Source organism: Streptomyces sp. NBC_00448 (genome assembly GCF_036014115.1).
In the GTDB taxonomy this organism is placed as follows: Bacteria; Actinomycetota; Actinomycetes; order Streptomycetales; family Streptomycetaceae; genus Actinacidiphila.
This window is the reverse complement of record NZ_CP107913.1, coordinates 6,609,235-6,622,148: the sequence shown is the minus strand read 5'-3', so window position 1 is coordinate 6,622,148 and position 12,914 is coordinate 6,609,235. Positions and strand designations below refer to the sequence as shown.

The following is a 12,914-nucleotide window of genomic DNA, read 5'->3' as shown; positions in this document are numbered from 1 at the left end:
CGGGCGAGGACCCGCAGCCGCGTACGAGCGGGGCCCGTAGCCGTGTCCCGGGCGGGTTCTGCCGGTCGGCCCCGCCCGGGGGCCGACCGGCCCGCGCGCTACCCGGACTGCGTGGCGTTGAGGCGGTGCAGGAGGCGGGCGAGTTCGGCCACGTCGCTGGGGTCCCAGGCCGCGAGCTGCCCGAGGTAGCGCTCGCGGCGCAGCCGCCGCACCCGGGCGAACCGCTCCCGGCCCTCGTCGGTCAGCCGCATCAGGTAGGCGCGGCCGTCGGCGGGGTCGGGTTCGCGGGCGACCAGCCCCAGTTCCTCCATCGCGCGCAACTGCCGGCTCATGGTGGCCTTGCCGACGCCGAAGTACCCCGCCAGGTCGGTGGCCCGCTCGGGCTCGACCTCGTCCAGCCGGACCAGGATGCCGTAGGCCGCGGCCTCCAATCCGGGGTGCACCGCGCGGGCCAGGTCGCCCGAGGCGGCCCTGGCCCGGCGGAAGAGCACGGTCAACTCGCGCTCCAGCGCACCCGCCACGCCGTCACCGGGCGGCTCCGTTCCGCCCGTGCCGCCGGCATCGCACGCGGCGCGGTTCGCTTGGGTCACAGGGGCCCCGCTTTCAACGGCTGAAAGTTTTCTTCACAGACGGTGGTTTCCGCAGCACGTCAAGTATTTCGCAGGCGTAGACCAACGGCGGTTACCGGTCCCTCTTTCCACGCGCGTAGCGCCCAACGTACCGTCAGTTCTGTCATGACCACACCATGGTCATGCGAGTCCCCCACCTGCCCCTCCTGGAGGCACGCATGTCCCACGGAGTCTTCTCCGTCGTGCACGGCAACGGCTCGGCCAGAACCCGGCTCGCGGTTCTCGCCGGCCTGATCGTCTCCCTCCTCACCCTGGCGTTCACCGCTCCCGGCGCGGCCCATGCGGCGACCGCGGCCGGCACCGGTACGAGCGCCGGCCACCTCACCCACCCGGAACTGGACTGGATGGGCTCGACCGTCGCGGCGCACGAGGGCTCCAGCGCGCACGGCTCGGCCGCTTCCGGCACCGTCTCCCCGATGGTGACCCAGACCCCCGGCATGGACGTCTCCGCCTACCAGGGCAGCGTCAACTGGGCGACCGCGTGGGCGAACGGCGGCAAGTTCGCGTACATCAAGGCGACCGAGAGCACCTCGTACACGAACCCCGACTTCGCCCAGCAGTACAACGGTTCGTACAACGTCGGCATGATCCGCGGGTCGTACCACTTCGCCACGCCGGACACCTCCGGCGGCGCGACGCAGGCGGACTACTTCATCGCGCACGGCGGCGGCTGGTCGGCCGACGGCAAGACCCTGCCGGGCGCGCTGGACATCGAGTACAACCCCTACGGCGCGACCTGCTACGGCCTCAGCCAGGCCAGCATGGTGAGCTGGATTCACGCGTTCGCCAACGAGTACCACGCCAAGGAAGGCGTCTACCCGGTCATCTACTCCACCTACGACTGGTGGTCGACCTGCACCGGCAACAACAGCGGGTTCGCGACCACCAGCCCGTTCTGGATCGCCAAGTACTCCTCCAGCGCGGGGACCCTGCCGGGCGGCTACGGCTTCTACACGTTCTGGCAGTACGCCGACTCCGGCACGTTCCCCGGTGACCAGGACTACTTCAACGGCCCGATCTCCGGGCTCCAGGCTCTCGCGAACGGGTAACCCGGTAACGGGACCGCCCGGGCAAACGCGGAGTTCCCCGCGCCCCCTGACAGGTGCGGCTCGCCCTCCTTGCGGAGGGAGCCGCACCAACAGGGGCGCGGGGAACTGCGCGCTCAGCAGGCCACCGGCCCGCGGCCGGGAACGGCGAGCGACCGCGGCGGAGGGGCGCAACCCACCACCGGGAGGTGGTCACGCGGCGATCGGGACCTCCTCGGCGGGGGTGTCCGCTTCCGCCGGCTCCAAGGCCAGCGCCAGCACCTGGCGGACGTCGCTGACCGGGTGGACATCGAGCACGCCGAGGATCTCCGCGGGGACGTCGTCGAGGTCGGCCTCGTTGCGCTTGGGGATCACCACGGTGGTGATCCCGGCGCGGTGCGCGGCCAGCAGCTTCTGCTTGACCCCGCCGATGGGCAGCACCCGGCCGGTCAGGGACACCTCACCGGTCATGGCGACGTCGGTACGGACCCGGCGGCCGGACAGCAGGGACGCGAGGGCGGTGGTCATGGTGACACCCGCGCTCGGGCCGTCCTTGGGCACGGCGCCGGCCGGCACGTGCAGGTGGACGCCGCGGTCCTTGAGGTCGCCGACCGGCAGCTCCAGTTCCGCGCCGCGCGAGCGCAGGAAGGAGAGCGCGATCTGCGCGGACTCCTTCATCACGTCACCGAGCTGGCCGGTGAGCTGGAGCCCGGACCCGCCGGTCTCCGGGTCGGCCAGCGACGCCTCGATGTAGAGCACGTCGCCGCCCGCGCCGGTGACCGCGAGGCCGGTGGCCACACCCGGTACGGCGGTGCGCCGCTCCTCCGGGTCCTGCGCGGCCTCGGGCACATGGTGCGGCCGGCCGATCAGGGCCCGCAGGTCGCCCGAGCCGACCGCGAACGGCAGCTCCCGGTCGCCCAGTTCGTGCTGCGCGGCGATCTTCCGCAGCAGGCGGGCCACGGTCCGCTCCAGGTTCCGTACGCCCGCCTCGCGCGTGTACTCGCCGGCCAGCCGGCGCAGCGCGTCCTCGTCCAGGCTCACCTCGTCGGCGGCCAGGCCCGCGCGCTCCAGCTGGCGGGGCAGCAGGTGGTCACGGGCGATGACGACCTTCTCGTCCTCGGTGTAGCCGTCGAGCCGGACCAGCTCCATCCGGTCCAGCAGCGGCTCGGGGATGGCCTCCAGCACGTTGGCGGTGGCCAGGAACACCACGTCGGACAGGTCGAGTTCGACCTCCAGGTAGTGGTCGCGGAAGGTGTGGTTCTGCGCCGGGTCGAGGACTTCGAGCAGCGCGGCCGCCGGGTCGCCCCGGTAGTCCGAGCCGACCTTGTCGACCTCGTCGAGCAGCACCACCGGGTTCATCGACCCGGCCTCCTTGATCGCGCGCACGATCCGGCCGGGCAGCGCGCCCACGTACGTCCTGCGGTGGCCGCGGATCTCGGCCTCGTCGCGGACGCCGCCGAGCGCCACCCGGACGAACTCGCGGCCCATCGCGCGGGCCACGGACTCGCCGAGCGAGGTCTTTCCGACCCCGGGCGGCCCGACCAGCGCCAGGACCGCGCCGCCGCGGCGGCCGCCGACCACGCCGAGACCGCGGTCGGCCCGGCGCTTGCGGACCGCCAGGTACTCGGTGATCCGCTCCTTCACGTCGTCGAGGCCGGAGTGGTCCGCGTCCAGCACGGCCCGGGCGCCCGCGACGTCGTAGGTGTCCTCGGTGGTGGTGTTCCACGGCAGTTCGAGAACGGTGTCCAGCCAGGTCCTGATCCACGAGCCCTCCGGGGAGGCGTCCGAGGAGCGCTCCAGCTTCTCGACCTCCTTCAGGGCGGCCTCGCGGACCTTCTCGGGCAGGTCGGCGGACTCCACCCGGACCCGGTAGTCGTCCGTCTCGTTGTCGGGGTCGCCGTTCAGCTCGGCCAGCTCCTTGCGGACCGCCTCCAGCTGCTGGCGGAGCAGGAACTCGCGCTGCTGCTTCTCCATGCCCTCCTGGACGTCCTTGCGGATCGTCTCGGCGACGTCCTGCTCGGCGAGGTGGTCGCGCAGCCACTGCGTGGCGAGCTTCAGCCGGGCCACCGGGTCGGCGGTCTCCAGAAGCTCCACGCGCTGCTCCACGCTCAGGAACGGGGAGTAGCCGGAGTTGTCGGCGAGCTGCCCGGCGTCGTCGATCTGCTGCACGCGGTCGACCACCTGCCAGGCGCCGCGCTTGCGCAGCCAACTGGTGGCGAGCGCCTTGTACTCCTTCATCAGCTCGGCCACGGTGCCAGGCGCCCCCTGCGGCGCCGGCTCCTCCACGACGGTGCCCTCCACCCACAGGGCCGCACCCGGGCCGGTCGTGCCCGCGCCGATCCGCACCCGTGAGCGGCCCTTGATCACCGCGCCGGGGTCGCCGTCGGACAGCCGCCCGACCTGCTCGACCGTCCCGAGGGTGCCCACGGCCGCGTAGTTCCCATCGACCCTCGGCACCAGAAGCACGCGGGGTTTGCCCGCCGTGTCCCCGGCGTGGGCCGCCTGGGCGGCCTCCACCGCGGCCCGCACTTCGCTGTCCGTCAGGTCGAGCGGTACGACCATGCCGGGCAGCACGACCTCACCGTCGAGCGGCAGTACGGGGAGGGTGAGGTTGGAACTCTTCGGCTCAAACGCCATGATCGCTCCCTTTGCAAGCAAGTTGAGTACACCTGACTCAATGCAAAGGGCTCCGCCCGTGTTCCCGGCCCTACGTTCGCCCTGAGCGATCACCTGCGGTGGGCCGGGAGCAGTCCCCCCGGGAGGGGGGTTCCTGTCGGCTCCGGGACCTTGCGGCCAGTGGTGGGCTGGTCGCGCAGTTCTCCCCCAGAGCTTCGCCTGGGAGGTGCCCCCACGCGCTCCTGAGATTGGTGCGGCTCCTCCGCTGAAGAAGGGCTTCCCGGAACCGCAACTCAGCAACGGCGAGCAACGACCCCCAAGGGGCGCGGGGAACTGCGCGCTCAGCAGGCCACCGGGCGCAAGATCCCGAAATCCACAGGTGCGGCACCCCCGAGGGGCATCCCCGTGCCCCCGAGCCTGCGACAACGCTCTTTTCGCGGAAGAGCCGTCACGAATCCAGGGGCCCGGGGAACGGCGGGCGCAACCCCCCACCGGCAGGTGGTCCCGGAACCGACAGAACGGGGCACCCCGGTGGGTCAGTCCCGCGCCCGCAGAAACGCCGAGGTGGAAACGCGTCCGACCAGGTCGAAACGGGTGGAGCCGGCGAGGTAGGCGTCCGCGCCCTCCTGGACGCCGGCCCACTTGTTGTCGCCGTAGTCGTCGAGGACCACGACGGCGCCCGGGGCCGCGATGCTCTCGGCCCACTCGAGGTCCTCGGTCACGCCCTGCGCGGAGTGGTCCCCGTCGATGACGATCACGCCGTACTCCCGGTCGGAGACCGCCGCGCGCACGTCGGGGTCGCCGGAGAAGCCGACCTGCACCCGGGCCCGCTCGCCCGCCTTCCCCCCGAGCGCCAGGTTCGCCCGGACCACGTCGAGCCGGACCGGCGTACCCGTGGGGTCGAGGCCCTCCAGCCCGCCCGGCTGGAGCTGCGTACCGACCAGCGGGTCCACGATCGTCAGCTCGGGCTCGATCCCCGCGCGGTGCAGCATCCGCAGCATCGTCGCCGAGAAGAGCCCGTACAGCGTGCCGATCTCCAGCACCTCCGCGTTGGGCGGGTCGAGCAGCGGCACCGTGGCGAGCTTGCCGCAGACGTTCTGGGTGGAGCCGGCGAGCCGGCCGACCGCCAGCGCCTCCAGCGCGATCACGTTGCGGAACGCGACCGTCACGTTGCGCCGGGCCGCCTTCGGGTCGGTCCCGCTGACCTTCGCCACCTCGGCCACCAGCTTGTCGATCTGCGCCGCGGTGGGCAGCCGGGGGCCGCTGCGGCCGGTGCGGTCGAAGAGCAGCCCGACCGCGTACTCCTGGCCGCGCAGCTCGCCGACCTGCCGGCGCAGTTGCTCCAGCTCCTTCACCTCCCGCCGCAGGGCGTCCAGTTCCTTGCGCAGCCGGGAGACAGGGCGCTGGACGCGCTGGTCGACGAGCGTCGTGGCAGGGCGCAGGAGCCGCTTGGCCATCGGGCTGTTCAGAATGGGCGACATGGCCGGAACCTACGCCGCGCCCCAGGGGCCCGGACCATCTGCGGGCACAGAACAACGGAAGTCCTCCGGTACGGGAGTTGAACGCCCGATGACGCGGCGGCCGACGTCCGGCCATGGGTTTGCCCCGGGTCCGTCAAAATGGGGTCATGGCGGCTTTGAACACGCGTGACCCGCGCTTCCCGACCCCTGGTCCCGGCCTCCTGACCGGCGAAGGACCGGTCGTGCTGGACCGGCGCGACGGCCCGTACGGGGAGGCGGTGCTGCGCCGGCGCGGCGCGCACCTGGAGATCATCGCCAACGGCACCTTCCTGATGGACACCTCCGACGGCCGCTCGGAGCGGCTGCTGGTCGACGTGGCGCTGGACGCGCTGCCGGCCGGCCGGGACCGGGCGAGCGTGCTGATCGGCGGGCTCGGCGTCGGCTTCTCGCTCGCCCGGGCCGCCGGCCAACCGCGCTGGGCACGGATCGACGTGGTCGAGCGGGAGCAGGCGGTGATCGACTGGCACCGGGCCGGCCACTTCGCGGCGCACACCGACGGCGCGCTGGACGACCCGCGGGTGCGGCTGATCACCGCGGACCTGCCGGCCTACCTGCGGACGGCGCCCGGCGAGCGGCCCGGTACGGAGCCCGCCGGCGCAGGCGCGCGCCCGCCCGCCGGCGGCTACGACGCGCTTTGCCTGGACATCGACAACGGCCCGGACTGGACAGTCACCGACAACAACGGCAGTCTCTACAGTCCCAGCGGCCTCGACGACTGCCGGGAGCTGCTCAGCCCCGGCGGTGTCCTGGCCGTGTGGTCCGCGCAGCCCTCGGCCGCCTTCGAGACCGCACTCAATGGGGCGGGGTACACCGGGGTGCGCACCCTTGAGGTTCCGGTCGCGCGTGGCGTGCCCGATGTGGTGCATGTAGCCGTCAAGGCGTGAAGGCGTCATAGTCAGGGCAGCGGCCCGCCCCGTACGCTGCCGGTAACGGACGAGCTTGTGGGGCGGAAGCGGAAGTGGACAGCGCACAGACAACAGGCGCGCAGCGCCGGGTTCTGGTGGTCGAGGACGACCAGACGATAGTTCAGGCGATCGCGGCCCGCCTCCAGGCCGAGGGGTTCCAGGTCCGCACCGCGGGCGACGGGCCGTCCGCGGTCGACGCGGCCCACGCCTGGCAACCCGACCTGCTGGTGCTCGACGTGATGCTCCCCGGGTACGACGGGCTGGAGGTCTGCCGGCGGGTGCAGGCCGACCGGCCCGTTCCGGTGCTGATGCTCACCGCGCGCGACGACGAGACGGACATGCTGGTCGGCCTCGGCGTCGGCGCCGACGACTACATGACCAAACCGTTCTCCATGCGCGAACTGGCCGCGCGGGTGCACGTCCTGCTGCGCCGGGTGGAGCGGGCCGCCGACGCGGCCTCCACCGTGCGGGGCGCCAGCATCCACCTGGGCGACCTGGAGATCGACCACACCCAGCGCCGGGTCCGGGTCGGCGGCACCGACGTGCACCTGACCCCGACCGAGTTCGAGCTGCTGGTGTGCCTGGCCCACCAGCCCCGGGCGGTGCTCTCCCGCGAGCAGTTGCTCGCCGAGGTGTGGGACTGGACCGACGCGTCCGGCACCCGCACCGTGGACAGCCACGTCAAGGCGCTGCGCCGCAAGATCGGCGCCGAGCGGATTCGTACCGTGCACGGCGTGGGCTACGCGCTGGAGAACCCGGCGCCATGAGCCAGGGGCCCACCGGGGACCCTGCGCGCACCCGGAATCCGGCGCGGGCCCTGAGCGGCTCGGGGCCGGCCCGGGGCAGGGTGCCGGCCATCGTGCTGCGCGGCCGGCAGGTGGTCCGCGGGTGGCTGCGGCAGTTGTGGGAGGCGCTGCGCCCCTGGGACCCGACCCGCTCGATCAAGGCGGCACTGCAGGCGCTGGTGATCGCCTCCGTGATGATCACCACGCTGCTGGTGACGCTGGCGATCCACTCGCGGACCGAGATCCGGGTGATCACGATCTTCTCGATCATCGCCTCGCTGCTGATCACGCAGATCGTCGCCACCAACCTGACCGCGCCGCTGCGCGAGATGACCGCGGTGGCGCGGGCGATGGCGGGCGGCGACTACACCCGCCGGGTGGCCCGGGTGCGCCGCGACGAGGTGGGCGAGCTGGCCGAGACCTTCAACCGGATGGCCGCCGACCTGGCCGCCGTGGACCGGCACCGCAAGGAGCTGGTGGCGAATGTCTCACATGAGCTGCGGACGCCGATCGCGGCGCTGCGCGCGGTGCTGGAGAACGTGGTGGACGGCGTCTCGGCCGCCGACCCGGAGACCATGCGGCTGGCCCTGCAGCAGACCGAGCGGTTGGGCAAGCTGGTCAGCCAGCTGCTCGACCTGTCCCGGCTGGACAGCGGGGCGGTGCGGCTGGACGCCAAGCGGTTCGAGGTGTGGCCGTACCTGTCGGCGGTGCTGAAGACCGCCAGCCTGGGCGCCGACCGCACCAAGGCCGGCGGCACCCTCACCCGGGCCCGCGCGGACGTGCCGCTGCACCTGGACGTGTCGCCGCCGGAGCTGGTGGCGTACGCCGACGGGGAGCGGCTGCACCAGGTGGTGGCGAACCTGGTGGACAACGCGATGAAGCACAGCCCGCCCGGCGGCCGGGTCACCGTGCGGGCCCGCGGCGGGTCGGCGCCGGGCAGCCTGGACCTGGAGGTGCGCGACGAGGGCCCGGGCATCCCCGAGGCGGACCGGGTCCGGGTCTTCGACCGCTTCCACCGGGGCTCACATCCGGGCACGGACGGCGGCACCGGTCTCGGCCTGGCGATCGCGCGCTGGGCGGTGGATCTGCACGGTGGCCGGATCGAGGTGGCCGAATCCCCGCGTGGCTGCCGCATCCACGTCACCCTCCCGGGGATGCCGCCGCAGCCGCGTTGACGCGGCGGCATGGCGGTGACGTGCGACGCCGCCGCAGACCGGGCGGATGGCATAGACCACTGGCCCGGCGAACCCACAAGAGGGACCACTTTCCCGCCACGATCCGTCCCGAAACCAGTCTTCGGGTGTGACTTGCGCGACGACTGGCCCCCTAAACTGCGTGAAGGGGTCAGGTAGGCGTAGCCTTTATTCCCGCTGTCCACCATCTTGTGAAGCGGAAGAGGGCGGTTGCCGCCGTGTCGCCACAGTCCCCCAATAGCTCTAGTGTCTCCACCGACCACGAAGCGCAGGGCGAGGGCCCCGCAGCGGGTTTCGGCCCGAATGAGTGGCTCGTGGACGAGATCTACCAGCAGTACCTCCAGGACCCGAACTCGGTAGACCGAGCCTGGTGGGACTTCTTCGCCGACTACAAGCCGGACGGCTCCGCCGCTCCGGCCGCTCCCGCGGGCCAGGGCGGTGCCTCGGGCGCCGCCGCCCGCGCCAGCGCGGGCGTGCCCGGTTCCACGCCTCCTTCCGCGCCTGCCGGCCCGCAGGCCGCCGCGGCGCCTGCCCCGGCTCCGGCGGCTCCGACCGCGCCGGCGACCCCCGCCGCGCCTGCCGCTCCGGCCCCGCCGGCACCGGCCGCGGCCAAGCCGGCCGCGCAGGCTCCCGCCCCGGCTCAGCCCGCTCCCGCGGCGCCGGCCCCCGCGGCCAAGCCCGCCGCCGCCCCGGCCGCGGCGCCCGCCGCCGCCGCCGAGACGGAGTACGTGCCGCTGCGCGGCCCGGCCGCCGCCGTGGCGAAGAACATGAACGCCTCCCTGGAGCTGCCCACCGCCACCTCGGTGCGGGCGATCCCGGTGAAGCTGCTCTTCGACAACCGCATCGTCATCAACAACCACCTCAAGCGGGCCCGGGGCGGGAAGGTCTCCTTCACCCACCTCATCGGCTACGCCATGGTGCAGGCGCTGAAGACGATGCCGGCGATGAACCACTCCTTCGCGCTGAAGGACGGCAAGCCGACGCTGGTCAAGCCCGAGCACGTCAACCTGGGCCTGGCCATCGACCTGGTGAAGCCGAACGGTGACCGCCAGCTCGTGGTCGCGGCCATCAAGAAGGCCGAGACGCTGAACTTCTTCGAGTTCTGGCAGGCGTACGAGGACATCGTGCGCCGGGCCCGCTCGGGCAAGCTCACCATGGACGACTTCTCCGGCGTCACCGCGTCGCTGACCAACCCCGGCGGGCTGGGCACCGTGCACTCGGTGCCGCGTCTGATGCCCGGCCAGTCGATGATCCTCGGCGTCGGCTCCATGGACTACCCGGCCGAGTTCCAGGGCACCTCACAGGACACCCTGAACAAGCTGGGCATCTCCAAGGTCATGACGCTGACCAGCACCTACGACCACCGGGTGATCCAGGGCGCCGCCTCCGGCGAGTTCCTGCGGATCATGAGCCAGCTGCTGCTCGGCGAGAACGACTTCTTCGACGACATCTTCGCCGCGCTGCGCATCCCATACGAGCCGGTGCGGTGGCGCACCGACATCGACACCGCGCACGACGACGACGTCACCAAGGCCGCCCGGGTCTTCGAGCTGATCCACTCCTACCGGGTGCGCGGCCACGTGATGGCCGACACCGACCCGCTGGAGTACCGCCAGCGCAAGCACCCGGACCTGGACGTCCTGGAGCACGGGCTGACCCTGTGGGACCTGGAGCGGGAGTTCGCGGTCGGCGGCTTCGCCGGCAAGTCCCTGATGAAGCTGCGCGACATCCTCGGCGTGCTGCGCGACTCGTACTGCCGGACCGTCGGCGTCGAGTACATGCACATCCAGGACCCCAAGCAGCGCAAGTGGATCCAGGACCGGATCGAGCGCCCGCACGCCAAGCCCGAGCGCGAGGAGCAGCTGCGCATCCTGCGCCGGCTGAACGCCGCCGAGGCGTTCGAGACGTTCCTGCAGACCAAGTACGTCGGCCAGAAGCGGTTCTCGCTGGAGGGCGGCGAGTCGGTCATCCCGCTGCTGGACGCGGTGCTGGACGCCGCCGCCGAGTCCCGGCTGGACGAGGTCATCATCGGCATGGCCCACCGCGGCCGGCTGAACGTCCTGGCGAACATCGTCGGCAAGTCGTACGCGCAGATCTTCCGCGAGTTCGAGGGCAACCTCGACCCGAAGTCGATGCACGGCTCCGGCGACGTGAAGTACCACCTGGGCGCCCAGGGCAACTTCACCGGCCTGGACGGCGAGCAGATCAACGTCTCGCTCGCCGCGAACCCCTCGCACCTGGAGACCGTCGACCCGGTCATCGAGGGCATCGCCCGCGCCAAGCAGGACGTGATCAACAAGGCCGGCACCGACTTCACGGTGCTGCCGGTCGCGCTGCACGGCGACGCGGCCTTCGCCGGCCAGGGCGTGGTGGCCGAGACGCTCAACATGTCGCAGCTGCGCGGCTACCGCACCGGCGGCACCGTGCACGTGGTGATCAACAACCAGGTCGGCTTCACCGCCGCCCCGGAGTCCGCGCGCTCGTCGATGTACAGCACCGACGTGGCCCGGATGATCGAGGCGCCGATCTTCCACGTCAACGGCGACGACCCGGAGGCCGTGGTCCGCGTGGCGCGGCTGGCCTTCGAGTTCCGGCAGGCGTTCAACAAGGACGTCGTGATCGACCTGATCTGCTACCGCCGCCGCGGCCACAACGAGTCCGACAACCCGGCCTTCACCCAGCCGCTGATGTACGACCTGATCGACAAGAAGCGCTCGGTGCGCAAGCTCTACACCGAGTCGCTGATCGGCCGTGGCGACATCACCCTGGAAGAGGCCGAGCAGGCGCTGCAGGACTACCAGGGCCAGCTGGAGAAGGTCTTCACCGAGGTGCGCGAGGCCGTCGCCGCGCCGCCGGAGAGCCCGAGCCAGGACAACCAGGCCGAGTTCCCGGTCGCGGTGCCGACCGCGGTCTCCAGCGAGGTCGTCAAGCGGATCGCCGAGTCCCAGGTGAACATCCCCGACCACGTCACGGTGCACCCGCGGCTGCTGCCGCAGCTGCAGCGCCGGGCGGCCATGGTCGAGGACGGCACCATCGACTGGGGCATGGGCGAGACGCTGGCGATCGGCTCGCTGCTGCTGGAGGGCACCCCGGTCCGGCTGGCCGGCCAGGACTCCCGGCGCGGCACCTTCGGCCAGCGGCACGCGGTGCTCATCGACCGGGTGACCGGCGAGGACTACACCCCGCTGCTGTACCTGTCGGAGGACCAGGCCCGCTACAACGTGTACGACTCCCTGCTCAGCGAGTACGCCGCGATGGGCTTCGAGTACGGCTACTCGCTGGCCCGGCCGGAGTCGCTGGTGATGTGGGAGGCCCAGTTCGGCGACTTCGCCAACGGCGCCTCCTCGATCATCGACGAGTACATCTCGGCGGCCGAGCAGAAGTGGGGCCAGACCTCCGGCGTCACGCTGCTGCTGCCGCACGGCTACGAGGGCCAGGGCCCGGACCACTCCTCGGCCCGGATCGAGCGCTACCTCCAGCTGTGCGCGCAGAACAACATGACCGTCGCGTTCCCGACCACCCCGGCGAACTACTTCCACCTGCTGCGCTGGCAGGTGCACAACCCGCACCACAAGCCGCTGATCGTCTTCACCCCGAAGTCGATGCTGCGGCTGAAGGCGGCGGCGTCGAAGGCCGAGGACTTCACCACCGGCCAGTTCCAGCCGGTGATCGGTGACACCACGGTGAAGCCGGAAGAGGTCCGCAAGGTCGTCTTCTGCACCGGCAAGGTCTACTACGACCTGATCGCCGAGCGGGACAAGCGCGGTGCGGGCGACGTGGCCATCATCCGGATCGAGCGGCTCTACCCGCTGCCCGGTGCGGAGATCCAGCAGGCGCTGGCGCCCTTCACCAAGGCGCAGAAGTTCGTCTGGGCCCAGGAGGAGCCGGCCAACCAGGGCGCGTGGCCGTTCATCGCGCTGAACCTGATCGACCACCTCGACCTGGTGCTGGGCGCCGCTCCGGACAACGCGGACCGGCTGCGCCGCGTCTCGCGGCCGTCCTCGTCGTCGCCCGCGGTGGGTTCGGCGAAGCGGCACCAGGAGCAGCAGCAGAACCTGGTCAGCGAGGTCTTCGAGATCTGACCGGCGGCGGCCGCGCGGTTCCCCCGGTTCCGCGCGGCCGCCCGCACCTGACGGCCGGCGGCCCCCTGCCCTTCCCGGGCACGGGGCCGCCGGCCGTTGCGGTGGCTGCGGCCGCGGCAGCGCGGCGACACGGCTGCGGGCCGGCGGGGCTACGGGACT

At 72.0% G+C, this 12,914-nt stretch carries 8 protein-coding genes; 5 read left to right on the top strand and 3 right to left on the bottom strand.

Features of this window, described 5'->3' with window-relative positions; translation table 11 throughout:
• Positions 1-98 precede the first annotated feature (98 nt).
• The gene (locus OG370_RS28530; protein ID WP_328474488.1) at positions 99-521 is read right to left on the bottom strand and encodes a MarR family winged helix-turn-helix transcriptional regulator; all 423 of its coding nucleotides are present in this window, start codon (positions 519-521) and stop codon (positions 99-101) included.
• A gap of 266 nt (positions 522-787) precedes the next feature.
• On the opposite strand from OG370_RS28530, the gene OG370_RS28525 reads away from it, so the two are divergent.
• Positions 788-1,678 carry a lysozyme gene (locus OG370_RS28525; RefSeq protein WP_328469188.1) on the top strand — a complete coding sequence of 297 codons (891 nt, stop codon included), beginning with the start codon at positions 788-790 and terminating at the stop codon, positions 1,676-1,678.
• 189 nt (positions 1,679-1,867) lie between these two features.
• On the opposite strand, the gene lon is transcribed toward OG370_RS28525, so the two are convergent.
• Positions 1,868-4,291 (bottom strand): endopeptidase La, encoded by a 2,424-nt coding sequence (gene lon / locus OG370_RS28520; protein ID WP_328469186.1) that lies wholly within the window; start codon positions 4,289-4,291, stop codon positions 1,868-1,870.
• 515 nt (positions 4,292-4,806) lie between these two features.
• Positions 4,807-5,751 (bottom strand): class I SAM-dependent methyltransferase, encoded by a 945-nt coding sequence (locus tag OG370_RS28515; RefSeq protein WP_328469184.1) that lies wholly within the window; start codon positions 5,749-5,751, stop codon positions 4,807-4,809.
• A 146-nt stretch (positions 5,752-5,897) separates the two neighbouring features.
• Here OG370_RS28515 and OG370_RS28510 point away from each other — a divergent pair, with 146 nt between their 5' ends.
• The 4 genes from OG370_RS28510 (at position 5,898) to OG370_RS28495 (ending at position 12,755) form a co-directional block, all read left to right on the top strand.
• Positions 5,898-6,674, top strand: a complete 777-nt coding sequence (locus OG370_RS28510; RefSeq protein ID WP_328469182.1) for a spermidine synthase — start codon at positions 5,898-5,900, stop codon at positions 6,672-6,674.
• A gap of 74 nt (positions 6,675-6,748) precedes the next feature.
• Positions 6,749-7,462 (top strand): response regulator transcription factor, encoded by a 714-nt coding sequence (locus OG370_RS28505; protein WP_328469180.1) that lies wholly within the window; start codon positions 6,749-6,751, stop codon positions 7,460-7,462.
• Positions 7,459-8,655, top strand: a complete 1,197-nt coding sequence (locus tag OG370_RS28500; RefSeq protein ID WP_328469178.1) for a HAMP domain-containing sensor histidine kinase — start codon at positions 7,459-7,461, stop codon at positions 8,653-8,655. Before OG370_RS28505 ends, OG370_RS28500 begins: the two co-directional genes overlap by 4 nt.
• 236 nt (positions 8,656-8,891) lie before the next feature.
• Entirely contained in the window at positions 8,892-12,755 is a 3,864-nt protein-coding gene (locus tag OG370_RS28495; protein WP_328469176.1) for a multifunctional oxoglutarate decarboxylase/oxoglutarate dehydrogenase thiamine pyrophosphate-binding subunit/dihydrolipoyllysine-residue succinyltransferase subunit, read from the top strand.
• Positions 12,756-12,914: the final 159 nt, after the last annotated feature.